Below are 23,409 nucleotides of genomic sequence, written 5' to 3'. Positions count from 1 at the left end.
AACAGCAATGAGCACACTGGAAATCAAGGATCTGCACGTGAGTGTGTCGCCGGGCGGCGCCGACGACGGCAGCTCGGCGATCCCGATCCTGCACGGCGTGGACCTGACGGTGAACTCCGGTGAGACGCATGCCCTGATGGGCCCGAACGGGTCGGGCAAGTCCACCCTGTCGTACGCGATCGCCGGCCACCCCAAGTACACGGTGACCTCTGGGTCGATCACCCTCGACGGTGAGAGCGTGCTGGAGATGACCGTGGACGAGCGTGCTCGGGCCGGCCTGTTTCTGGCGATGCAGTATCCGGTCGAGGTGCCGGGGGTGTCGATGTCGAACTTCCTGCGCACCGCGGTGACCGCGGTACGCGGGGAGGCACCGAAGCTGCGCGCCTGGATCAAGGAGCAGCGGGCGGCCTTCGCCGAGCTGGGTATCGACTCCGGTTTCGCCGAGCGCAACGTCAACGAGGGCTTCTCCGGCGGGGAGAAGAAGCGCCACGAGATCCTGCAGTTGAGCCTGCTCAAGCCCAAGATCGCCATCCTCGACGAGACCGACTCGGGTCTGGACGTCGACGCGCTGCGGGTGGTCAGCGAAGGCGTGAACCGCTACCGGGACGCCGAGAACGGCGGCGTACTGCTGATCACGCACTACACCCGCATCCTGCGTTACATCCAGCCGCAGTTCGTGCACGTCTTCGCTGGCGGGCGCATCGTCGAGTCCGGCGGCCCGGAACTGGCCAACGAGCTGGAGGAGAACGGCTACGAGCGCTTCACCCAGGCCGAGGCCGCGGCGGAGGCCTGAGCATGACACTTTCGGTCAGTCGTCCGGCGGCGCCGGACCTGGACGCGATCCGGGCGGACTTCCCGATCCTGAATCGCGTCATGCGCGGCGGAAGCCGACTGGCCTATCTCGATTCCGGCGCCACCTCGCAGCGCCCGCTGCAGGTGCTCGACGCCGAGCGGGACTTCCTGCTGAACTCCAACGGTGCGGTGCACCGCGGCGCGCATCAGCTGATGGAGGAGGCCACCGACGCCTACGAGGACGGTCGGTCCGCCATCGAGAGCTTCGTGGGCGCCGGCCCGGACGAGTTGGTGTTCACCAAGAACGCCACCGAATCGCTGAACCTGGTGTCCTATGCGCTCGGCGACGACCGCTTGGAGAACGCGGTCGGCCCGGGCGACGTCATCGTCACCACCGAGCTGGAGCACCACGCCAACCTGATTCCGTGGCAGGAGCTGGCGCGGCGCACCGGTGCGACGTTGCGGTGGTACGAGGTGACGCCCGACGGGCGTATCGACCTGGACTCGCTCAAGCTCGATGAGCGGGTGAAAGTCGTTGCGTTCACCCATCATTCGAATGTGACCGGGGCACTGGCGCCGGTCGCCGAACTGGTGTCGCGAGCCAAGGCCGTCGGCGCGCTGACCGTGTTGGACGCCTGCCAGTCCGTGCCGCACCAGCCGGTCGACCTGCATGGACTCGGTGTTGATTTCGCGGCGTTCTCGGGTCACAAGATGCTGGGCCCCAACGGCATCGGGGTGCTCTACGGCCGCCGCGAGCTGCTGGCGGCGCTGCCGCCGTTCCTCACCGGCGGATCGATGATCGAGACCGTGACGATGTCAACGAGCACGTACGCGCCGCCGCCGCAACGTTTCGAGGCCGGTACACCGATGACCTCGCAGGTGGTCGGGCTGGCCGCGGCCGCGCGCTACCTGGACGCGATCGGGATGGACGTGGTGGAGGCTCACGAGCACGAGCTGGTGGCCGCCACCCTCGAGGGCCTCGCTGAAATCGACGGGGTGCGCATCGTCGGGCCGACGACGATGACCGACCGCGGGTCGCCCGTCTCGTTCGTGATCGACGGCGTGCACGCCCACGATGTCGGGCAGGTGCTCGACGACGACGGTGTCGCGGTGCGGGTGGGCCACCACTGCGCCATGCCGTTGCACCGCAAGTTCAATGTGGCGGCCACCGCCCGGGCGTCGTTCGCGGTGTACAACACCCACGACGAGGTCGAGCGACTGCTGGCGGGAATCCGCCGGGCCGTGAAATTCTTCGGCGGAGTGTGACCGGATGCGTCTGGAGCAGTTCTATCAGGAAGTGATCCTCGATCACTACAAGCACCCGCAGCACCGCGGTCTGCGGGAGCCGTACGGCGCCGAGGTGCACCACGTCAACCCGACCTGCGGTGACGAGTTGACGCTGCGGGTGGCGCTGTCGGCCGGCGGTGAGCAGATCGCCGACATCTCCTACGACGGGCAGGGCTGCTCGATCTCGCAGGCGGCCACCTCAGTGCTGGCCTCCGAGGTGATCGGATTGACTGTGCCGCAAGCCTTGTCAAAGTTCGACGCGTTCCACGAGATGATCTCGTCGCGGGGGACCGTGGCGGGCGACGAGGACGTGCTCGGCGACGGTGTCGCGTTCGCCGGGGTGGCCAAGTACCCGGCGCGGGTCAAGTGCGCGCTGCTCGGCTGGATGGCGTTCAAAGACGCGCTGGCCCAAGCGCTCGCGAATACGGAAGAACACGCGCTGGCATCCGTCAGTGTGACAACCCAGGAGATGAAGCAATGAGCGAAACCGCACCCGAGGAGCTGCTCGCCGAGGTCGAAGAGTCGATGCACGATGTCATCGACCCCGAGATCGGCATCAACGTCATGGACCTGGGACTGGTCTATGACTTGTCGATCCGGCAGGACGAGGACGGGTCAGCCGCCGTGGTGACCATGACGCTCACCTCGCCGGCCTGCCCGCTGCAGGACATGATCGCCGAGCAGGTCGAGAACGCGACCGTGGGCGCGGGCCTGGTCAAAAAGCTCGACCTGTCCTGGGTGTGGGAGCCGGCCTGGGGACCGGACAAGATCACCGACGAGGGCCGCGAGATGATGCGCGCCGTCGGCTTCACGGTCTAAAGCGGAGCCGGCCGCGTGTTCTGGCTGTGCCGGACATGCGGCGTCGAGCACGATGCCACGCCGGATGTCTGCGCGATCTGCGCCGACGAGCGGCAGTGGGTGCCGGCCGCGGGTCAGCAGTGGGCCACGCTTGAGGAGCTGGCCGCCGAGGGTGTGCGATCCACCGTTGCCACCCTGGAACCCGGACTGATCGCGATCGGCAGCACCCCGCCGGTCGGCATCGGCCAGCTCGGCAAGCTGGTGTGCACCGCGGGCGGAAACGTGCTGTGGGACCCTTCAGGTTTTCTCGACGATGCCGCGGTGGCCGCGGTGACCGAGCACGGCCCGGTCGTCGGGATCGTCGCGAGCCATCCGCACATGTTCGGCGCGCAGGTCCAGTGGAGCCGCCGGCTCGGTGGGGTGCCGGTGTATGTCAACGCCGCCGACGCGCCGTGGGTGATGCGACCGGACCCGGTGATCAGCTACTGGTCGGGCCGGTTGCAGCTCACGCCGACGCTGGCGGTCATCGAGGTCGGCGGCCACTTTCCCGGCAGTGCGGTGGCCTGCTGGGACGACGGCGCCGACGGGCGCGGTGTGCTGCTGGTCGGCGACACCATCTTCCCGAACCCGGACCGGCGCACCGTGGCCTTCCTGCGCAGCTATCCGAATCGGATTCCGTTGTCGGCCGCGGTGGCGCACCGGATGGCCGACACCCTGGCGGACCTGCGCTTCGACCGTATTTACGGGCTGGTGGACAATGCCATCGACAGCGACGGCGCCGCCGCAGTCCGGTTCTCGGCGGACCGGCACGCCGCGTGGGCGCGCGGTGACCACGACGACCTGACCTAATGCCGCCCCCGGGTGGCTGGTCGGTGGAAGCGGGCGGGTCGCTGCCATACTCGTCGCGTGAACCGCGTAAGGCCGTGGGCGGCGGCGGTCGACTGCGACTGAGGAAGAACAGACACACGGTGACGACGAGCAGGCGACGGTTCCTGGCGGGGATGGCCGCTGCGGCGGCCGGCACGGCAGTCGGCGGGCTCGCGGGATGCGGATCGCGCGGCCCGGGCGCCGACACCATCTTCATCGGCGGTCCGGTGGTGACAGTGGCGCCGGGGCGTCCTGAGGCCGAGGCACTCGCGGTTACCGGAGCGCGGATCAGCAAGGTGGGCACGGCCGATGAGGTGCTGGGGCTACGAGGGTCGGAGACCAAGGTCATCGACCTGCGCGGACGGGCCTTGCTGCCGGCGTTCGTGGAACCGCACGGCCACCCGTTCGAGATGGGCACCACCTTGGCGCCGCCGGCCATCGATGTGCGGCCGTTCACGGTGTCGACCGCCGGCGGCGTGTTCGAAAAGCTCAACGAGGCCGTAGCCGACACGCCCAAGGGCCAGCCGATCCTGCTCAACGGGGTGGACCCACTGCTGCAGACCGGGCTGGGGCCGTTCACCCGCGCCGAGCTGGACCGGCTGGCCCCGCACAACCCCGTCGTCATCATCACCAACAGCGGCCACGCCGGCTACGCCAACACCGCCGCGTTCGCCGCGGCCGGGATCACCAAGACCACCCCCAACCCGGCCGGGGCGCAGTATCTGCACAGCCCCGACGGGCAGCTGAGTGGCGAGGTGCGTGAGGCGGCGGCGCTGATGGCGCTGACCGCGCCGTTCTCCGGTGCGATCATGGCCAACGCCGGCGACAACCTGCGCTGGGCCTACGCCCAGCTGGCCCGCGCGGGTATCGCGACCGCCACCGAGCATTCCTACGATGCGCGTTCGCAATCCGAGGTGTTCGGCAAGCTGGCCCAGCAGTCCGACTGCGCGGTGCGCGTGCGTGCCTATGAGATCGGGACGGCCGAGCTTGCCGAGGATTCGAACAATGTGCGCGGCAAGCGGGCCGGCGCCGACGTGCTGTTCGACAAGATCGGGATGAAGATCTGGGCGGACGGATCGCCGTGGCAGGGCAACATCTTCACCACGTTCCCGTACCTGACCAACGCCACCACGGCGCGCATGGGGCTGGGCCCCGATCATCGCGGCGGGATGAATTATTCGCCCGAGCAGATCCAGCAGCTGGCGAAGGCGTTCATCGATCAGCGCTGGCAGGTCTCCTGCCATGTGCATGGTGACGCCGCGATCGACGTCGTGCTGGACGCCTTCGAACAGGCGCAGGTGCCGCCGGCGCTGCGGCCCCGGCTCGAACACGTCGGCGCCATGCGGCCCGATCAGTTCGCCCGCGCCGCGCGCCTGGGTGTCACCCCGAGCCTGTTCATCGAGCACATCTACTTTTGGGGAGATGTGTTGGTGGACAAGCTGTTCGGTCCCGACCACGGGGCGCACTGGATGTCGGCGCGCTCGGCTTTCGATGCGGGGCTGCGCGTTTCGTTCCACAACGACGGCACCGTCACCCCGCCCGACCCGATCGGCAACATCGCCACCGCGGTGAACCGGGTCGCCAAGGGCAGCGGCGGCCGGGTGCTGGCCCCCGAGCAGCGCATCAGTGTCGACGCGGCGCTGCGGGCGCAGACGTTGAACGCTGCCTGGCAGCTGCGGCTGGACACCGAGATCGGCAGCCTGGAGCAAGGCAAGTACGCCGATCTGGTGGTGCTCTCGCACAATCCACGTCGGGTGCCGCCGACCGACCTGCGCGACGTCGCGGTCGAGGCGACCTACCTAATGGGCCGGCAGACCTACGGAAAGGTGCTGGGGTAGCCGCGGGGCGGCTGTCTTGCTGCAGGGCCGCTAACCGGTATCGACGTCGGCGACTCCGATCGTTTTCGCCAGCGCAGTCGGCGCCAGCAGCGAAAGGGCGGTGGCGGCGCCGGTAGCGGCGCCCACCCCGGCCCAGGCGACCGGGCCCAGTGGCGTGCACCCGAAGAACTGGCTGATGACCGGGGTCTGGACGATTCCGACCAACACCACCGCGCTGCCCAGTGCAGTTGCCACCACCAGTGGGCTGTGCCGCCGCGTCAGGAGCGTCTGTACCAACTGCGTTCCGACCAGGGCGGTCAGCCCCATGGTGGCCGTCCGCCGCTCGGTGCCCGGCGTCCACCTGCCGATCGCCCAGGCGCCGGTTGCGCCCGCAGCGGTGACCGCGCCGCGGGTGATGATGTGGCGCATCAGCGACGCGTCCAGCGAGGGGGCCGGCGCCGAGAGGATCGCGCGCTGGTGGGCGCGTTCGGCCTCCTCCTCCGCCCGGTCGGGTCCCTCGTCGTCGTCGGGTTGCGGGTACTGCGGGGTGACGGCCACTGCCAGCGCGGGGAACATGTCGGTGAGCAGGTTGACCAGCAGCAGTTGGCGGGTGCCCACCGGCGCTCGCCCGGAACCCAGCGCGGTCCCGATGATCGTGAACAACACCTCGCCGACGTTGCCACCGACCAAGACGCCAACCGCATCGCGCACGCCGGTCCACATGCCGCGGCCCTCGACCAACGCGTCGAGCAGCACACCGAGATCATCTTCGGTCAGCACGATGTCGGCGGCCCCGCGGGCCGCCGACGAACCGCGACCGCTGACGCCTACGCCCACGTCGGCCATCCGGATCGCCGCGGCGTCGTTGGCACCGTCGCCGACCATCGCAGTCACCTGTCCACTGCGCTGCAGCGCGGCAACGATCTGCACTTTTTGTTCCGGAGTGACCCGGGCGAAGACCTGGGCGTCGGCGACGAGATTGGTGAAGCCTTCCTCGTCGACGACGGCGAGTTCGGCCCCGGTGACCTCTGGTGCGTCCGGGGGCAGACCCAGTTGACGGGCGATGGCCCGTGCGGTGACCGGGTGATCCCCGGTGATCAGCACGACCTTGTGCTTGGCATCGCCCAGTGCTTCGATCAGCGGCCGTGCCGACGGCCGTAGCGTGTCGGCCAGCCCGATGAAGCCGATCAACTCCAGATTCTTGGCCACCGCATCCACGGCGTCGGCATCGGTGTCGGTCTCCGCGGCGGTAGGCCCGTCCCAGCTGCGCTGCGCCACTGCGAGTACACGCAACCCCTGTTCGGCGAGGCTGGACACCAGGGTCTCGGCGCGGTCGTACCCGCCGTCCGGATCGGCGAAACGGCAGCGCGGCAGGATGACTTCCGGTGCACCTTTGATCATCAGTATCGGCGGGTTGGTGTCGGGCCGGCCGATCGTGGCGGCGTAGCCGCGAGTCGACTCGAACGGAACCTCGGCAAGCACTGTCCATCCCGAACCAACAGGGTCGGCAAGCGACTCTGCTGCAGTGAGAATGGCCTCGTCGGTGGCGTGCGCATGGCCCTGCCCCTCACGCGGCTGGGTGCAGGCCCGCGCCGCGGCCCGAAGTGCCCGGGTATCAAGGCCGTCGGCGTCTCCCGGGGCGGCTGTGGGCGCCACACTGCGCACCACTTGCAGCCGATTCTCGGTCAGGGTGCCGGTCTTGTCGAAACAGACGGTCTCGATCCGGCCCAGCGCTTCGACGGCGCGTGGGGTTCGAACCAACACCCCGTGGCGCGAAAGCCGTTGGGCAGCAGCCAGTTGCGCCAGGGTCGCCACCAGCGGCAGACCCTCCGGGACCGCGGCCACCGCGATCGCCACCCCGTCGGCCACCGCTTGGCGCAGCGGTCCGCGGTGCAGCAAAGCCAAACCCGTCACCGCTGCGCCGCCGGCCAGCGTCATCGGCAGCACTTTGGCCGTCAACTCACGCAGCCGGGCCTGTACTCCGGCCGCCGTTTCGACGTCGGCGATCGCCGAAATCGCTCGGCGCGCAGCGGTGCCGGCGCCGGTGGCGACCACGATCGCCCGGGCATGCCCGGCGATGATCGTGCTGCCCTCGAACAGCATGCTGGCCCGTTCGGGGTCAGCGACGGCGACGGGATCGACCTGTTTGTCCACCGGCAGCGACTCGCCGGTGAGCGAGGATTCGTCGACCTCGAGGTCGTCGGCCGTCAACAGGCGGGCATCCGCGGGCACCACATCGGGAGCGGCCAGGTCGATGATGTCGCCGGGCCGCAGCGATTTCGCGGTCACCGTCACCGTGCGCCGGGAGGTCCGCCCCGCTTTCAGCCGGCGTTGTGTCGTCGCTACCGGGGGCAGAACGACGCGGCGCGCCACGGTTTTCTGTTCGGCGAAGAGTTCGGCGACCGCCGCTTCGGCGCGCACCCGTTGCGTCCCGCCGACCAGGGCATTGGCGGTCATCACGCCCGCGACCAGCAGGGCGTCGATGTTGCTGCCGACGATCGCCGACGCTGCGGCTCCTACCGCCAGAATCGGGGTCAGCGGATCGGCAAGTTCTTCGCGCGTCGCGGTCAGCAGCCGTCCCACGCGAGCTGCCGGGCCGCGCAACGGTGCCACCACCGGGTGATCGGAGAGGTCTCCCAGGGCGCGGCGCCAGACCGGCGTACCGACCTCGACGGCCAGCGGCCGCGCCGATCCGGTCAGCCGCGAGTAGACGATCTCCGGATCCAGGGCATGCCAGGCGGTGAGCGGCTGCGGGGTGGGGTCGGGTTGGCTCAGCACCTTGCGCGCGGACAGGGAGCCGGCCACCAACGCCGCCGCCCCGGCCGCGTTCACCGGATCGAGCCAGCGCCGCAGGCTCAGCGGACCCGGTTTGCCCCGGGAGTCTCCGGCGACCAGCAACAGCCCCGACAGCGTGCTGCCGCCCTGGGCGAGCCGCACTGCTGATTCGCTGGCGCGCCGGGCCACCGGCAGCGCCGACAGGATCCGGACTGCGGCAGCCAAGTCGGTGCCGGTGATGATGTCCGCGCTCCACGGGGTGGCCGCCTGCGGGTCGTCGAGGGCCACCCCCACATCGGCGATGGCCAGCGCCGCCAGCGTGTCGGTCGAGGCGAAGTCACGGTGGAGTGCGGTGATCAGCAAGACCGGCCCGCGGTCGGCACGCAGTTCGCGGACCAACTTCAGCAGCGGCGTACCGGCGGGGTGACTGGCGGCGACGCTGGCGGTCAGATCCTGAGTGCCGGCCACATGGCGCAGTACCACCCGCGCTCCGGTCCGATGCGCGGTCTGCAGGAGTGGCACCGCGAACGGATCGACTTCCCAGCCGATCTTGACCCTGCCGACGGTGTCGCCGTCGACGACCAGATCGGCGCGTTCCAGCCCCTGCACCGGCGCCGCGGATGGCTGCGACCGGACCCACCGCAGCCGAGCGCCGGTAGCCGGTAACTCGTCCGGGTCGGGGTCCGGTGCCTGTTCGCCGTGCAGTAACGCGTCGGCGACTTCATAGACCCGGTCCTCGTCCCAGCCGGGCATCTCGCCACGTGCATGCAGCACCGCGCGCACGTCACCGCGCAGCGCCGCACCGTCGACGACGATGACCTTCACCCGATCCAGTCGGCGCAGGGCACCGGGGTCCAACAAGAGTTGTCCGGCGTCGGCCAGGCCGCGGCCGAGCACCGCACCGAACGCCTGCCGGCCCAGATGCGCTGCTTTCGGAACCCCGGCCAGAATCGCGCCGGCCGCCTCGTCGGCGCCGCCGCCGGCCAACAGCGCACCCGCCGCGGCGATCAACGACGCATTGGCGGCCTGGTCGGCGTACTCTTCTACCGGCCCGGCCATCGCCCCCTTCGCCGTGTCGATAGCGGAATCGATGGCGCCGTCGACCACGACGTGCGAGGCCTCACCGGCCGCCGCAGCCGGCGAGTTGTGTCGGCGCGTGTGCGACTCGGGTCCGGCCGACGAAATGACCGGAACCACCGCGGCCTGCGGCCGTCTCGGTGACGCCAGTTGGGGCTCCCGGTCCTGCCACCGACGCCGATGAGCCGCGGCCTCGGAGATCTGCAGACCGCGCTGGGCCAGATCCAGCAGCGGGGCACCGACGGCCTGCGTCAGCCCGTTGGTGGTCGCCAGCGAGGCGGCCAGCGCGAGATCGGTGCCGACACGGCCCAGCCGCGATTCCAGCATCGACACGATGCGCGGTTGGTGGCTGACGACGGCGGCGGCACCGCGAGTGGCCAGCGGGGCGCCGGGCAGGCGGCCCACCCAGCCACCTACCGCGGCACCGACGGCTACCACGTCCATGGCCGCGGCGGCCATCGGTACGAGCAACGCCAGCGGGTTACCCGGATCGGCGAACGGCGCGGTGCGCGACGCCGACCGCGGTGCCGACCGGCCCACCTTGGCGGCCACCGCACAGACCGCCACGCGGACCTCATCAAGCACCTCGTCGGAGTCGGCATCCGGCTCCAGATCGACCACCAGCCGGCCCAGTGCTCCCTCGATGTGTGCGCTGGCCACTCCGGCGATGGTGGCGACCGGTTGCTCGACCGCGTCGGCATTTTCATGCCAGAGCGAAAACGGCAGCAGTTGCTCAAGGTCCAGGTGCACCCGCTGCTTGCTGCGCCAGCGCACCGGCATGGCCGCGCTGGCACGGGAAGCGCCGCTCGAACCACCGAGAAAGCGGCCGGCGGATTGGCTCACCGACTCGACCGCCGGGCCCAGGAGCAACTGCACCGCATCGGTGGCACTGTCGCGCAACCGGGCGGTGCTTTCGGCTGCGTCCTTCACGCCGGCTCGCAGCATCTGCACCGCACCATCGGTGATACCACCGACAGCGGTGGCTATACCCGGCATCATCATTGCCTCACCCCTCGAGGACGTCGTCGCAAAAGCAGGTTGCGTACCAACCCATAGTGCCGTGATTGATCCTCGGCACCGTGCGACTCGGTTACGACGACCCGGTCGCAGCTAGGCAAAATCGCTGCGTCGACGTGTGGGGGAGGCCAGCGAGCGCGACGCCGGCCGCAAGCAGACGCATCAGATGATCGACGCGGTGTGGAAGCGGATCCGTGGGTGCGGATCCCGCTCGCGGAGAACGGGCCGGCGGGAGCCGGTCTCCCTACCGCGGCGGCTCGGGGCAGGCACCACCGTCGGGCGCCCAGACCGAGATCCTGGTCGCCTGCAGCACGCCGTCGGCATCCCTGTCGCCGCGGGCCGCGACGCACTTGCCGTCGCTGATCACCCCGGCGCCGGCGGTGACCATCCGGCGCAGGTGGGTGTCGTCGGTGACGGTCACGGTGGTCTGCCCGGCGGCGCCGGTCACGGTGATGGTGTTGCCGGCGACGGAGTCGACAACGCCGCGCACGCCGCGATGCGGTGCCGGCGGTGCCGGGGCGTCGGCACCGCCCGGGCGCTGCGGGCACTTGCCGTCGACCGGAGTGCTGATCGCCACCCATTTCGCCGAGATCGCCCCGCTGTCGGCCGGGGCGCTGTCCGGGGTGGCGCCGGCCTTGATGCAGGTGCCGGCGGTGATCTCGCCGAGCTGCGCAGGTACCGGCTCGACGATGCGGGTGGACTCGCTGAAGGCCACCGTGGTGGCGCCGGCGGGCCTGGCCACCTCGAAGGTGCTGCCGGTCACCGAGGACACCGGGCCGATCACCCGGTCGCCTTCAGCGTGGGCCGGCGCCGGAACGAACAGCGCGGCAGCGAACAGCGCGGCGGCGCCGGTGAGCGTGCTCATCGCCGGGGCAAGGGTGCTGGGGCGAGCGGACATCAGCGTTTCTCCGATCGTCGATGTCGGCGACGGGTGTGCCGCCGGACAGGTGCTACCACCGTCAATGGCCGACTTAGCGCACAGCTAGCTCTGTGCTGTGAGCCCGCTGTGTAAGCGGCTCCGCCATTGCCCGGCCGGGCCGGGAACACCGCGGGAAGCCCGGGCGTTGGCCCAATCATGGCAACTCAAGACCTCACCGCAGCGAAATTCGAAGAAACCATCGCCGATAACGACATCGTGCTGGTCGACTTCTGGGCGTCCTGGTGCGGACCGTGCCGCTCGTTCGCGCCGACATTCTCGGCCGCCTCCGAGAACCACCCCGACGTGGTTTTCGCCAAGGTCGACACCGAGGCCGAGCAGCAACTGGCCGCTGCCGCCCAGATCCGGTCCATCCCGACCCTGATGGCGTTCAAGAAGGGCACCCTGGTGTTCAACCAGGCCGGCGCGCTGCCCCCAGCGGCGCTGGAACACCTCGTCCAGCAGGTCAAGGACCTCGACGTCGAGGCTGCCCTGGCCGAGCAGGCGTCCCAGGACAAGCCAGAACAGGTCTGATCCGCCGCACGCGATAGCGTGCAACCGTGGCCGCCGCATCCGAGTACGTCGTCATCGAACGCCCCCGTCCGCAGGTCGCTCTGATCACGCTGAACCGCCCGGAGCGGATGAACTCGATGGCGTTCGACGTGATGGTGCCGCTGCGTGACGTCCTGGCGCAGATCAGCTACGACAACGCGGTGCGGGTGGTGGTCCTGACCGGAGCGGGGCGGGGATTCTCGTCCGGCGCCGACCACAAATCGGCCGGATCGGTGCCGCACGTGGCCGGGCTGACCCGGCCCAGTTTCGGGTTGCGGTCGATGGAGCTGCTCGACGACATCATCTTGGCGCTGCGCCGGCTGCACCAGCCGGTGATCGCCGCGGTCAACGGCGCGGCGATCGGCGGCGGACTCTGCCTCGCACTGGCGGCCGACATCCGGGTCGCCGCGACGGACGCCTACTTCCGGGCGGCCGGCATCAACAACGGCCTGACCGCCAGCGAACTGGGCCTGAGCTACCTGCTCCCGCGGGCGATCGGGGCGTCGCGGGCGTTCGAGATCATGCTCACCGGCCGCGACGTCGACGCTGCCGAGGCCGAGCGGATCGGCTTGGTCTCCCGGGTGGTCGAGCAGCCGGATCTGCTGGACACCTGCTATGAGCTGGCCGAGCGGATCGCCGGGTTCTCCCGGCCGGGCACCGAACTGACCAAGCGGACGCTGTGGAGCGGACTCGATGCCGGTAGTCTGGAGGGGCATATGCAGGCCGAGGGCCTTGGACAGCTCTATGTGCGCCTGTTGACCAGCAACTTCGAGGAAGCCGTCGCTGCGCGCGCCGAGAAGCGCCCACCGGCCTTCACTGACGACAAATAGCAACAGGAGTACGTGCGTGATCACCGCTACGGACCTGGAGGTCCGCGCCGGAGCGCGCACCCTGCTCGACTCGGTCGGATCGGTGTTGCGGGTGCAGCCCGGCGACCGGATCGGTCTGGTCGGTCGCAACGGCGCCGGCAAGACCACCACGCTGCGCATCCTGGCCGGTGAGGGCGAGCCGTACGCGGGCACCATCGCCCGTACCGGCGAGGTCGGCTACCTGCCGCAGGATCCCCGCGAAGGCAATCTCGAGATCCTGGCCCGGGACCGGGTGCTGTCGGCCCGCGGCCTCGACACCATCCTGGCCGACCTGGAGAAGCAGCAGGTGTTGATGGCCGAAGTCGTCGACGACGCCGCGCGGGACCGCGCCATCCGCCGCTACGGCCAACTCGAGGAGCGGTTCGCCGCGCTGGGCGGCTATGCCGCCGAGAGCGAAGCGGGCCGGATCTGCACCAGCTTGGGCCTGCCGGAGCGGGTGCTGACCCAGCCGCTGCGCACCCTGTCCGGCGGCCAGCGCCGCCGAGTGGAGTTGGCCCGCATCCTGTTCGCTGCCGGCGAGGGTGGCTCCGGTGGCGCCGGCTCGGACACCACGCTGCTGCTCGACGAACCGACCAACCACCTCGACGCCGATTCGATCGGCTGGCTGCGCGACTTCCTGAAGAACCACAGCGGGGGACTGGTGCTGATCAGTCACGACGTGGATCTGCTGGCCGACGTGGTCAACCGGGTGTGGTTTCTCGACGCGGTACGCGGTGAAGCCGACGTCTACAACATGGGCTGGCAGAAGTACCTCGACGCCCGGGCCACCGATGAGCAGCGCCGCCGCCGCGAGCGCGCCAACGCCGAACGCAAGGTCGCCGCGCTGCGCACCCAGGCCGCGAAACTGGGCGCCAAGGCCACCAAAGCCGTTGCCGCGCAGAACATGTTGCGTCGCGCCGACCGGATGCTGGCCGCCCTGGACGAGGAACGGGTCGCCGACAAGGTGGCCAGGATCAAGTTTCCGACTCCGGCCGCGTGCGGAAAAACTCCGCTGATGGCCAGCGGCCTGACCAAGATGTACGGCTCGCTGGAGGTGTTCAGCGGCGTGGACCTGGCCATCGACCGCGGATCGCGGGTGGTCGTGCTGGGCCTCAACGGTGCCGGCAAGACCACGCTGCTGCGCGTGCTGGCCGGAGTTGAAACCCCCGATGCCGGTCAGCTCGAGCCCGGGCACGGCTGCAAGATCGGCTACTTCGCCCAGGAACACGACACCATCGATAACGCAGCGACGGTGTGGGAGAACACAGTTCACGCCGCACCGAACACCTCCGAACAGGATCTGCGCGGACTGCTGGGCGCGTTCATGTTCACCGGGGCGCAGTTGGACCAACCGGCCGGCACGCTGTCCGGTGGTGAGAAGACCCGCCTGGCGCTGGCCGGCCTGGTGGCCTCGACCGCGAACGTGCTGTTGCTCGACGAGCCGACCAACAACCTCGATCCCGCCTCGCGGGAGCAGGTGCTCGACGCGCTGCGCAGCTACACCGGGGCCGTCGTGCTGGTCACCCACGACCCCGGGGCGGCCGAGGCGCTCGACCCGCAGCGGGTGGTGTTGCTGCCCGACGGCACCGAGGACCACTGGTCGACCGATTACCGGGATCTGATCGAGCTGGCCTGAGTGCCGGCTGTTTTTCGGCCAAAGCCGCCCGGTATCGCCGACGCCTTTTTACGCTGAACCCGTTGGGTCGGCGAGGGGATGGTGAGGGGACGTGGCCACGATGAAACCGGACAAGCTGCGCGATCGACAGCTGGTCGAGTTGCGTAACGCCTATGAGCGCGGGGCCAGCATCCGCACCCTGGCGGCCTCAACCGGGCGATCGTATGGATCCGTACACAGCATGCTGCGCGAGTCGGGGGTGGCGATGCGCAGCCGCGGCGGACCCAACCACCGCACGCGGTCGCGCTGACTTCTCGCGAAATCAGCGCTGCCGCACCGAATCCTCGACCAGATCGAGCACCGCGGACAGCCGCTGGGGGTCCTCGCCGGAGGCCAGCCGGGCCACCAGGCCGTCGAGCACCAGGTCTAGATAGGTGTGCAACACGTCGGCGGGAACGTCGCCGCGCAGCCGGCCGGCCTGCTTCTGCCGATTGAGCCGATCCGTTGTCGCAGCGGACAATTCAGCTGACCGCTCCGCCCAGCCACGGCTGAACTCGGGGTCGTGGCGCAGTTTGCGCGCGATCTCGAGCCGGGTCGCCAGCCAGTCGTACTGCTCGGGCGCGGCCAGCATGTCACGCATGACGCCGATCAGGCCGGCCCGGGCGGCCACCTCCGCCATCTGCGCGGCATCCTCTTGGGCCAGCTCGAAGAACAAGGTGTCCTTGTCGCGGAAGTGATGAAAGATCGCCCCCCGCGACAGCCCGACCGTCTGCTCCAGACGGCGCACCGTGGCCCCGTCGTAGCCGTAGGCGGCGAAGCACCGCCGCGCGCCGTCAAGGATCTGGCGACGCCGGGCCGCCAGGTGATCCTCGCTGACCCTGGGCATCAGCTTTTCGCCGCCTACGCGGGCTACTTCGAGGTCAGCATGTTGCGCAGCACGTACTGCAGGATGCCGCCGTTGCGGTAGTAATCGGCTTCACCGGGGGTGTCGATGCGCACCACCGCGTCAAATTCGACGGCACTGCCATCGGCCTTGGTGGCCTTGACGTGCACCGTCTTCGGGGTCTTGCCCTTGTTGAGCTCCTCGATGCCGGTGATGTCGAAGACCTCGGTGCCGTCCAGCTTCAGCGACGCCGCGGACTCGCCGGCGGGGAACTGCAGCGGGATCACGCCCATGCCGATCAGGTTGGAGCGGTGGATGCGCTCGAACGACTCGGTGATCACCGCACGCACCCCCAACAGCACGGTGCCCTTGGCGGCCCAGTCGCGCGACGAGCCCGACCCGTATTCCTTGCCGCCCAGCACGACCAGCGGAACGTTCTGCGCCGCATAGTTCTGCGCGGCGTCGAAGATGAACTCCTGCGGGCCGCCGTCCTGGGTGAAGTCGCGGGTGTAGCCGCCGGACACATCGTCGAGCAGCTGGTTGCGCAGCCGGATGTTGGCGAACGTGCCGCGGATCATCACCTCGTGGTTGCCGCGCCGCGAACCCAGCGAGTTGTAGTCGCGGGGGGAGACCCCGTTGGCTTCCAGGTACTGGGCGGCCGGGGTGCCCTTCTTGATCGCACCGGCCGGGCTGATGTGGTCGGTGGTGACCGAATCACCCAGCAGCGCAAGGACCCGGGCGCCGGTGATGTCTTCGACCGGTGCCGGCTCGGCGGGCATGCCGTCGAAGTACGGCGCCTTGCGCACGTAGGTCGACTTCTCGTCCCAGGCGAAGGTGTTGCCCTCCGGGGTGGGCAGCGAGCGCCACCGCTCGTCGCCCTTGAACACGTCGGCATACGAGCTGGTGAACATGTCGCGGTCGATCGAGGAGGCGATGGTCTCCTGGATCTCGGCGGTGGAGGGCCAGATGTCGGTGAGGAACACGTCGTTGCCGTCGGTGTCCTGGCCCAGCGGCTGGGAGGCGAAGTCGAAGTCCATGGTCCCGGCGATGGCGTAGGCGATGACCAGCGGCGGGGAGGCCAGGTAGTTCATCTTCACGTCCGGCTGAATGCGGCCCTCGAAGTTGCGGTTGCCCGACAGCACCGCCGTCACCGACAGGTCGTTGTCGTTGATGGCCTTCGAGATCTCCTCGGGCAGCGGGCCGGTGTTGCCGATGCAGGTGGTGCAGCCGTAGCCGCCGAGGTAGAAGCCGAGCTTCTCCAGGTACGGCCACAGGCCGGCCTTGTTGTAGTAGTCGGTCACCACCTGCGAGCCCGGCGCCATGTTGGTCTTGACCCACGGCTTGGAGGTCAGGCCCTTCTCGACGGCCTTCTTGGCCAGCAGCGCCGCACCCAGCATCACCTCGGGGTTGGAGGTGTTGGTGCATGAGGTGATCCCGGCGACGACGACGGCGCCGTGGTCGAGCACGAAGTCACCGCGCTCGGCCGAGGACACCTTGACCGGCTTGCTCGGCCGGCCGTCGCAGTCCTGCGCCGCCGAGGGCACCGCCGCGTCGTCGTCGGCGAAGGACAGCACCGCGGGGTCGGACGCCGGGAACGACTCTTCGACCGCCTCGTCGAGCTGACTGTGCGGGGCGTCGCGGTCCTCACCCACGTAGTTGTGAATGTCCTTGCGGAAGGCGGTCTTTGCGTCGGAGAGTTCGATGCGGTCCTGCGGGCGCTTGGGGCCGGCGATCGAGGGGACCACGGTGCCCAGGTCCAGTTCGATGTATTCGGAGTAGGCCGGCTCCCGGGCGGGGTCGTGCCACATGCCCTGAGCCTTGGCGTAGGCCTCCACCAGCGCCAGCTGCTGTTCGCTGCGGCCGGTCAGCCGCAGGTAGCTGATCGTCTCGTCGTCGATCGGGAAAATCGCTGCGGTGGAACCGAATTCGGGGCTCATGTTGCCCAGGGTGGCGCGGTTGGCCAGCGGCACCTCGGCGACGCCCTTGCCGTAGAACTCGACGAACTTGCCCACCACACCGTGCCGGCGCAGCATGTCGGTGACCGTGAGCACCACGTCGGTGGCGGTCACGCCCGGTTTGATCTCACCGGTCAGCTTGAACCCGACGACGCGGGGGATCAGCATCGACACCGGCTGACCCAGCATGGCGGCCTCGGCCTCGATGCCACCGACGCCCCAGCCGAGCACGCCGAGGCCGTTGACCATGGTGGTGTGGCTGTCGGTGCCCACGCAGGTGTCCGGGTAGGCCACCCCGTCACGCACCATCACGGTGCGGGCCAGGTACTCGATGTTGACCTGGTGGACGATGCCGGTGCCCGGCGGGACGACCTTGAAGTCGTCGAAGGCGCCCTGGCCCCAGCGCAGGAACTGATAGCGCTCGCCGTTGCGCTGGTACTCCAGTTCGACGTTGCGCTCGAAGGCGTCGGCGCGGCCGAACACGTCCAGGATCACCGAGTGGTCGATCACCAGCTCGGCCGGCGCCAGCGGGTTGACCTTCGCGGGGTCACCGCCCAAGGCGGCGACGGCTTCGCGCATGGTGGCCAGGTCGACGATGCAGGGCACGCCGGTGAAGTCCTGCATGACCACCCGGGCGGGGGTGAACTGGATCTCGACGCTGGGCTCTGCTTCCGGGTCCCAGTTGGCGATCGCGGTGATGTGGTCTTTGGTGATGTTGGCGCCGTCCTCGGTGCGCAGCAGGTTTTCGGCCAGCACCTTGAGGCTGTAGGGGAGTTTCTCGGTGCCCGGGACGGCGTCGAGGCGGTAGATCTGATATTCGTCGTCACCCACCGTCAGGGTGTCGCGGGCTCCGAACGAATTCACCGAATCTTTGCTGGTCACTTCAACTCCCCGAGATCGAGTTCTCCTCCGTCGACGGGTCCGCGCCGACGGGCGTCATAAACCCTAACAGTACGGTTGTCCTGTATGAAGTAAGGATCACCTCACCTGAGCCGCACTTTGCTACCGTCATCGCTCGTGACCACCCCGCACCCGCCGGCCTATATTCCCGGCGAGCTCTGCATCACCGTCGGCCTCGACCCGGCCACTCCGCCGGACGAGTGCATGGCGCTGGTCAAGGTCGCCGTGGCCGTCGACGGGGTGAGCGCCCCGGCCGCCGACGTGCCGGCGCTGCGCAACGTGGTCGCCGACGCGGCGCGCGACGGTATCGACCTCAAGATCGTCGAGGTCGCCCGCAACCCGGGGATGGACACCGCGCTGCGCGACGTCGCCACGGTGGTGGGCTATGACTATCCCGATGCCACCGTGCTGGTGCTCAGTACTACCTACGTCGGCAGCTATAGCGGGCAGTTTCACCGCGCCAAATTGGAGGCCGCCGAAGACCACGCCAAAACCGGCGATGCGGTGACCTCGGCGCAGAATTTCGTCAATGAATTGAACAAGCCTGATCTGCCCTGGACGGGCCTGACGGTCGTACTGCTGATCGGGGTGGCGGCAGCGGCCGTCGGCACCCGCTTGCTGCAGCGGCGCAGCAAACGCGCCCTCGCTCGCGTCGACGCTCCTGAGTAGCGCGCTCACCTGCTGAAACGCATCTTCCTCGGCGATCCGTGATCGCTTCTATTCGCGTTGCTGCAAAGAACTAGGTCACCAGTCGGTCACAACCGGCTTAATTACAATAACGTAGTTTGTTACGAACGTTTCTCCAGTGACTGATGTGACGTATGGTTCAAAAGGCGTTGCTGTTGTAACTGTGCTTTGCCGCCGGTCGAAGCGTGGCTCCGCCTGCCCGAGTCCGAGGAGATCCAAGCCGAATGAGACGCATCCGCTGTGGCTCCGAGGTCTCGGTCTTCCCGCCGGTCGCCAGGCTCACCCGCACCGCCGCAGCGTCGGTGCTGAGTTCCGCGCTGCTGCTGGGAACCCCCGGACTGGCCGCGGCCCAACCGGCACCGGACCCCGACGGCATCGCCAGGCTGATCGCCGACGTCGCCGAGGCCAACCAGCAGCTGCAAGACCTGGGCGCCCAGATCCAGCAACAGAAGGAAAGTGTCAATAAGGCCCTGGTCGACCTGCAGACCGCGCGGGAAGACGCAACCTCGGCCCAACAGGAGGTGGAGGCCGGCCGGGCGGCGATCGTCGAAGCCGACGCCAAGATCGTTGCCGCCCAGCAGCGGTTCAACACCTTCGCCGCATCGACCTATGTCAACGGGCCCTCGGAGAGCTACCTCACCGCGACCGACCCGTCGGAGATGATCGCCACCGCGGCCGCCGGCCGGACCCTGGCGCTGTCCTCCCAGCAGGCATTGGACAACCTCAAGCGGGCCCGCACCGAGCAGCTGAACAAGGAGTCAGCGGCCCGACTGGCCAAGCAGAAGGCCGACCAGGCGGTCGCCGACGCCCAGTCCAGCCAGGACGCCGCGGTGGCCTCGCTCACCGATACCCAGCGCAAGTTCGGCGAACAGCAGGGCGAGATCGACCGGCTGGCCGCCCAGCGCAACGAGGCCCAGGCCAAGCTCGCCGCCGCCCGCGGCCGGCAGCAACCCCAGGAAGGGCCCGCGCCGGCAGGGGACCGGTGGGGCAACCCGGCCGGCCCGCCGGCCGCCAAGCGCGCCGAGACGTGGGACGGCCCATGGGATCCCACCCTGCCGGCGGTGCCCAGCGCCAACGTCCCCGGCGACCCGATCGCCGTCATCAACCAGGTGCTCGGAATCTCCCAGACCTCGGCGCAGGTGACCTCGAACCTGGGCCGCCAGTTCCTGCAGTCGATCGGGCTGGCCAAACCCGATGACACCGGCATCAACAACGGCAAAATCCCGCGGGTGTACGGCCGGCAGGCCTCCGAATACGTGATCCGCCGCGCCCTGTCGCAGCGCGGGGTGCCCTACTCCTGGGGCGGCGGCACCGCCGCGGGACCCGGCCGCGGTATCGGATCCGGTTCGGGGACCGTCGGGTTCGACTGCTCCGGGCTGATCCTTTACGCCTTCGCCGGGGTGGGCATCAAGCTGCCGCACTACTCGGGCTCGCAGTACAAGATGGGCCGCCAGATCCCGACCGCAATGGCGCGGCGCGGCGACGTCATCTTCTACGGCCCCGGCGGCAGCCAGCACGTGACGCTGTACCTAGGCAACGGCCTGATGCTCGAGGCCCCCGACGTGGGTCAGGTGGTGAAGGTGTCGCCGGTACGGAAAAGCGGCATGACGCCTTTTGTAGTCCGATACATCGAATACTGACGGTGGAGCGAATGCGACAGAGTGCACGACGTCTATCCCGGCTTATCGCCTCGTTGCTGGTGGCGGGCCCGGTGATGCTGGGCTTGGCCACACCGGCCGCGGCGGAGCCGGGATGGGATCCCACCCTGCCGGCGACGATCAGCGCCGGGGCGCCCGGTGACCCGCTGGCGGTGGCCAACGCGTCGCTGCAGGCCACCGCGCAGGCCACCCAGACCACGATGGACCTGGGCCGCAAGTTCTTGTCCGGACTCGGGTTCAACGTCGGCGAGCAGGCCAACGTGTCACCCGGTCAGCGGGTGCACGGCAAGCAGGCCATCGAATACGTCATCCGCCGCGCCGGGTCCCAGATGGGCGTGCCCTACTCTTGGGGCGGCGGTTCGCTCACCGGCCCCAGCAAGGGCATCGACTCCGGGGCGGGCACCGTCGGCTTCGACTGCTCGGGGCTGATGCGGTACGCGTTCGCCGGCGTCGGGGTGTTGATTCCGCGGTTCTCCGGCGACCAGTACAAGGCCGGCCGGCAGATTCCGCCCAGTCAGGCCCGCCGCGGCGACCTGATGTTCTGGGGGCCCGGCGGCGGCCAGCACGTCGCGATGTTCCTCGGCGGCGGCAAGATGCTGGAAGCATCCGGCAGCGCCGGCAAAGTCGTCGTCAGTCCGGTGCGCACGGCCGGCATGACGCCGTATCTGACCCGCATCATCGAGTACTGACGGCCCGTACGTCGACGGATGCTGCGAACCCTGGAATAGTGAAACGCGGGCACGACGCTGCCCCGCGGCCGTGTGCCGTGCAAGCAGTTGTGTCTGACCGACCTTTGTGGAGGATTTCTCGATGACGTCATCGGATGGGACGCCCGCGGGCGCCAGCGGTTTCCCCGGCCCGGAGGGCGCCCAGGGCCCCGGCTCAGGCCTGGCCGCCGACGTACACGCGCTGGAGCGGGCCATCTTCGAGGTCAAGCGCGTCATCGTCGGGCAGGACCAGCTCGTCGAGCGGATCCTGGTCGGGCTGCTGGCCAAGGGGCACGTGCTGCTCGAGGGCGTGCCCGGTGTCGCCAAGACCCTCGCCGTGGAGACCTTCGCCAAGGTGGTCGGCGGGTCGTTCGCCCGCATCCAGTTCACCCCGGACCTGGTGCCGACCGACATCATCGGTACCCGCATCTACCGGCAGGGCCGCGAGGAGTTCGACACCGAGCTTGGCCCGGTGATGGTCAACTTCCTGCTCGCCGACGAGATCAACCGGGCGCCGGCCAAGGTGCAGTCGGCGCTGCTGGAGGTCATGCAGGAGCGCAAGGTCTCCATCGGCGGCAAGACCATCCCGCTGCCCACCCCGTTCCTGGTGATGGCCACCCAGAACCCGATCGAGCACGAGGGCGTCTACCCGCTGCCGGAGGCGCAGCGCGACCGCTTCCTGTTCAAGATCAACGTCGGCTATCCCTCGCCCGAGGAGGAGCGGGAGATCATCTACCGGATGGGTGTCACCCCGCCGGAGCCCAAGCAGATCCTCAACCCCGGCGACCTGCTGCGGTTGCAGGGTCTGGCGGCCAACAACTTCGTGCACCACGCGCTGGTCGACTACGTGGTCCGGGTCATCACCGCGACGCGCCAGCCCGAGCAGTTCGGGATGCCCGATGTCAAGAACTGGCTGTCCTTCGGGGCCTCCCCGCGTGCCTCGCTGGGCATCATCTCCGCGTCCCGGGCGCTGGCGTTGGTGCGCGGGCGCGACTACGTGATCCCGCAGGACGTCATCGAGGTCATCCCCGATGTGCTGCGGCACCGGCTGGTGTTGTCCTACGATGCCCTGGCCGATGAGATCACCTCGGAGATCGTCATCAACCGGGTGCTGCAGACGGTGCCGCTGCCGCAGGTGAATGCCGTTCCGCAGCAGCCGCATTCGGCGTCGCCGGGTGCCCCGACCGCGGCGGCAGTGGCCAGCGGTCGGTGAGCGACGCGGGCACCGGGCAGGGCGCAGCAGACCCGGGAACCAGCACCGCGCCGCCGTCGATGCTGCGCGGCGGGATCCGTGACCCCAAGCTGGCGGCGGCGCTGCGCACCCTGGAACTGACGGTCAAACGCAAGCTCGACGGGGTGCTGCACGGCGATCACCTGGGCTTGATCCCCGGCCCGGGTTCCGAACCCGGCGAGTCGCGGCTCTACCAGCCCGGCGACGACGTGCGCCGGATGGACTGGTCGGTCACCGCGCGTACCACCCACCCGCACGTGCGCCAGATGATCGCCGACCGCGAGCTGGAGACCTGGCTGGTGATCGACATGTCGGCCAGCATGGATTTCGGCACCTCGACCTGTGAGAAGCGCGACCTGGCGGTGGCCGCGGCCGCGGCGATCGTCTTCCTCAACAGCGGCGGCGGTAACCGGCTGGGCGCGCTGGTGGCCAACGGCGAACGGGTGGTGCGCGTGCCGGCGCGCTCCGGGCGCAACCACGAGCAGACGCTGCTGCGCACCATCGCCACCGTGCCGCGGGCCCCGCTCGGGGTGCGCGGTGATCTGGCGGCGGCCATCGACGCGCTGCGCCGGCCCGAACGGCGGCGCGGCATGGCGGTCGTGATCAGCGACTTCCTCGGACCGGTCAACTGGATGCGCCCGCTGCGCGCGATCGCGGCCCGCCACGAGGTGCTGGGTATCGAGGTGCTCGACCCGCGTGACGTCGAACTGCCCGACGTCGGCGATGTGGTGTTGCAGGACACCGAATCCGGCGTCACCCGCGAGTTCACCATCGACGCCAAGCTGCGTGACGACTTCGCCCGGGCCGCAGCCGCCCACCGCGCCGACGTCGCACATGCGCTGCGCAGTTGCGGCGCCCCGTTGTTGTCGCTGCGCACCGACCGGGACTGGATCGCCGATATCGTCCGATTCGTCGAGTCACGCCGGCGCGGCGCGCTGGCGGGGATGCCGTGACGCTCACCTTCCCTCGGCGAACAGACGTGAAAGCCCCGATTTCAGCCACTGAATGGGGGCTTTCGCGACTGCTC

Annotated in this window: 19 protein-coding genes; 15 read left to right on the top strand and 4 right to left on the bottom strand. The window is 69.3% G+C overall.

The features are described 5' to 3' along the window. Positions 1-7: 7 nt before the first annotated feature. From sufC to A5648_RS00765, 6 genes are all read left to right on the top strand, one after another. Complete coding sequence (gene sufC / locus A5648_RS00790) at positions 8-793, top strand: Fe-S cluster assembly ATPase SufC (RefSeq protein ID WP_065022719.1); 786 nt, start codon at positions 8-10, stop codon at positions 791-793. Between the two features lie 2 nt (positions 794-795). Continuing rightward, entirely contained in the window at positions 796-2,058 is a 1,263-nt protein-coding gene (locus tag A5648_RS00785; protein WP_065022718.1) for a cysteine desulfurase, read from the top strand. A gap of 4 nt (positions 2,059-2,062) precedes the next feature. Next, positions 2,063-2,560: a Fe-S cluster assembly sulfur transfer protein SufU gene (gene sufU, locus A5648_RS00780; protein WP_065022717.1), complete on the top strand. Its 498-nt coding sequence runs from the start codon at positions 2,063-2,065 to the stop codon at positions 2,558-2,560. Further along, positions 2,557-2,898, top strand: a complete 342-nt coding sequence (locus tag A5648_RS00775) for a metal-sulfur cluster assembly factor (RefSeq protein WP_064853875.1) — start codon at positions 2,557-2,559, stop codon at positions 2,896-2,898. The genes sufU and A5648_RS00775 overlap by 4 nt, the downstream gene beginning before the upstream one ends. Before the next feature lie 15 nt (positions 2,899-2,913). Then, positions 2,914-3,726, top strand: a complete 813-nt coding sequence (locus tag A5648_RS00770) for an MBL fold metallo-hydrolase (protein WP_065022716.1) — start codon at positions 2,914-2,916, stop codon at positions 3,724-3,726. A gap of 119 nt (positions 3,727-3,845) precedes the next feature. After that, the gene (locus A5648_RS00765; RefSeq protein WP_065022715.1) at positions 3,846-5,582 is read left to right on the top strand and encodes an amidohydrolase; all 1,737 of its coding nucleotides are present in this window, start codon (positions 3,846-3,848) and stop codon (positions 5,580-5,582) included. 30 nt (positions 5,583-5,612) lie between these two features. Here the strand turns inward: A5648_RS00765 and A5648_RS00760 are convergent, their stop codons facing one another. Both A5648_RS00760 and A5648_RS00755 read right to left on the bottom strand, forming a co-directional pair. Next, positions 5,613-10,415 (bottom strand): cation-translocating P-type ATPase, encoded by a 4,803-nt coding sequence (locus tag A5648_RS00760; protein ID WP_065022714.1) that lies wholly within the window; start codon positions 10,413-10,415, stop codon positions 5,613-5,615. A 259-nt stretch (positions 10,416-10,674) separates the two neighbouring features. Beyond that, on the bottom strand, positions 10,675-11,328 hold the full coding sequence (locus A5648_RS00755) for a DUF5666 domain-containing protein (RefSeq protein ID WP_065022713.1): 654 nt from the start codon (positions 11,326-11,328) through the stop codon (positions 10,675-10,677). 177 nt (positions 11,329-11,505) lie between these two features. Between A5648_RS00755 and trxA the strand changes: the two genes are divergently transcribed. The 4 genes from trxA to A5648_RS00735 all read left to right on the top strand — a co-directional run bounded on the left by trxA (position 11,506) and on the right by A5648_RS00735 (position 14,671). Continuing rightward, a complete protein-coding gene (gene trxA, locus A5648_RS00750; RefSeq protein WP_065022712.1) occupies positions 11,506-11,880 on the top strand; it encodes a thioredoxin in 375 nt (124 codons plus the stop codon). A 26-nt stretch (positions 11,881-11,906) separates the two neighbouring features. Continuing rightward, positions 11,907-12,728 carry an enoyl-CoA hydratase gene (locus tag A5648_RS00745; RefSeq protein ID WP_065022711.1) on the top strand — a complete coding sequence of 274 codons (822 nt, stop codon included), beginning with the start codon at positions 11,907-11,909 and terminating at the stop codon, positions 12,726-12,728. 16 nt (positions 12,729-12,744) lie between these two features. Next, positions 12,745-14,382: an ABC-F family ATP-binding cassette domain-containing protein gene (locus A5648_RS00740; protein WP_065022710.1), complete on the top strand. Its 1,638-nt coding sequence runs from the start codon at positions 12,745-12,747 to the stop codon at positions 14,380-14,382. 100 nt (positions 14,383-14,482) lie between these two features. Continuing rightward, positions 14,483-14,671 carry a helix-turn-helix domain-containing protein gene (locus A5648_RS00735; protein ID WP_065022709.1) on the top strand — a complete coding sequence of 63 codons (189 nt, stop codon included), beginning with the start codon at positions 14,483-14,485 and terminating at the stop codon, positions 14,669-14,671. Positions 14,672-14,683: 12 nt separating this feature from the next. On the opposite strand, the gene A5648_RS00730 is transcribed toward A5648_RS00735, so the two are convergent. Then, positions 14,684-15,247, bottom strand: a complete 564-nt coding sequence (locus A5648_RS00730) for a TetR/AcrR family transcriptional regulator (protein ID WP_065022708.1) — start codon at positions 15,245-15,247, stop codon at positions 14,684-14,686. Between the two features lie 23 nt (positions 15,248-15,270). After that, positions 15,271-18,063: an aconitate hydratase AcnA gene (acnA, locus tag A5648_RS00725; protein WP_065022789.1), complete on the bottom strand. Its 2,793-nt coding sequence runs from the start codon at positions 18,061-18,063 to the stop codon at positions 15,271-15,273. A gap of 153 nt (positions 18,064-18,216) precedes the next feature. Here acnA and A5648_RS00720 point away from each other — a divergent pair, with 153 nt between their 5' ends. The 5 genes from A5648_RS00720 to A5648_RS00700 all read left to right on the top strand — a co-directional run bounded on the left by A5648_RS00720 (position 18,217) and on the right by A5648_RS00700 (position 23,335). Then, complete coding sequence (locus A5648_RS00720) at positions 18,217-18,768, top strand: DUF6676 family protein (RefSeq protein WP_065022707.1); 552 nt, start codon at positions 18,217-18,219, stop codon at positions 18,766-18,768. Positions 18,769-19,010: 242 nt separating this feature from the next. Then, on the top strand, positions 19,011-20,426 hold the full coding sequence (gene ripA / locus A5648_RS00715) for an NlpC/P60 family peptidoglycan endopeptidase RipA (protein ID WP_065022706.1): 1,416 nt from the start codon (positions 19,011-19,013) through the stop codon (positions 20,424-20,426). An 11-nt stretch (positions 20,427-20,437) separates the two neighbouring features. Further along, positions 20,438-21,133, top strand: coding sequence for an NlpC/P60 family peptidoglycan endopeptidase RipB (ripB, locus tag A5648_RS00710; protein WP_065022705.1), 696 nt, complete (start codon positions 20,438-20,440; stop codon positions 21,131-21,133). A 121-nt stretch (positions 21,134-21,254) separates the two neighbouring features. Further along, positions 21,255-22,364, top strand: a complete 1,110-nt coding sequence (locus tag A5648_RS00705) for an AAA family ATPase (RefSeq protein ID WP_065022788.1) — start codon at positions 21,255-21,257, stop codon at positions 22,362-22,364. A gap of 59 nt (positions 22,365-22,423) precedes the next feature. Further along, positions 22,424-23,335 (top strand): DUF58 domain-containing protein, encoded by a 912-nt coding sequence (locus A5648_RS00700; protein WP_065022787.1) that lies wholly within the window; start codon positions 22,424-22,426, stop codon positions 23,333-23,335. Positions 23,336-23,409 lie beyond the last annotated feature (74 nt).

The organism is Mycolicibacter sinensis (assembly GCF_001673565.1).
Lineage (GTDB): Bacteria > Actinomycetota > Actinomycetes > Mycobacteriales > Mycobacteriaceae > Mycobacterium > Mycobacterium sinense_C.
Note: the sequence above shows the minus strand (reverse complement) of the source record. Positions and strands in the feature narration are given on the sequence as shown.

What these genes read in the sequence shown, in the direction of transcription:
- ripA (WP_065022706.1), top strand. Translation starts at nt 19,011, where the DNA reads ATGAGACGCATCCGCTGTGGCTCCGAGGTCTCGGTCTTCCCGCCGGTC.
- A5648_RS00775 (WP_064853875.1), top strand. Translation starts at nt 2,557, where the DNA reads ATGAGCGAAACCGCACCCGAGGAGCTGCTCGCCGAGGTCGAAGAGTCG.
- ripB (WP_065022705.1), top strand. Translation starts at nt 20,438, where the DNA reads ATGCGACAGAGTGCACGACGTCTATCCCGGCTTATCGCCTCGTTGCTG.
- A5648_RS00730 (WP_065022708.1), bottom strand. Translation starts at nt 15,247, where the DNA reads ATGCCCAGGGTCAGCGAGGATCACCTGGCGGCCCGGCGTCGCCAGATC.
- A5648_RS00735 (WP_065022709.1), top strand. Translation starts at nt 14,483, where the DNA reads ATGAAACCGGACAAGCTGCGCGATCGACAGCTGGTCGAGTTGCGTAAC.
- sufU (WP_065022717.1), top strand. Translation starts at nt 2,063, where the DNA reads ATGCGTCTGGAGCAGTTCTATCAGGAAGTGATCCTCGATCACTACAAG.
- A5648_RS00785 (WP_065022718.1), top strand. Translation starts at nt 796, where the DNA reads ATGACACTTTCGGTCAGTCGTCCGGCGGCGCCGGACCTGGACGCGATC.
- A5648_RS00700 (WP_065022787.1), top strand. Translation starts at nt 22,424, where the DNA reads ATGCTGCGCGGCGGGATCCGTGACCCCAAGCTGGCGGCGGCGCTGCGC.
- A5648_RS00705 (WP_065022788.1), top strand. Translation starts at nt 21,255, where the DNA reads ATGACGTCATCGGATGGGACGCCCGCGGGCGCCAGCGGTTTCCCCGGC.
- A5648_RS00755 (WP_065022713.1), bottom strand. Translation starts at nt 11,328, where the DNA reads ATGTCCGCTCGCCCCAGCACCCTTGCCCCGGCGATGAGCACGCTCACC.
- sufC (WP_065022719.1), top strand. Translation starts at nt 8, where the DNA reads ATGAGCACACTGGAAATCAAGGATCTGCACGTGAGTGTGTCGCCGGGC.
- A5648_RS00760 (WP_065022714.1), bottom strand. Translation starts at nt 10,415, where the DNA reads ATGATGATGCCGGGTATAGCCACCGCTGTCGGTGGTATCACCGATGGT.
- trxA (WP_065022712.1), top strand. Translation starts at nt 11,506, where the DNA reads ATGGCAACTCAAGACCTCACCGCAGCGAAATTCGAAGAAACCATCGCC.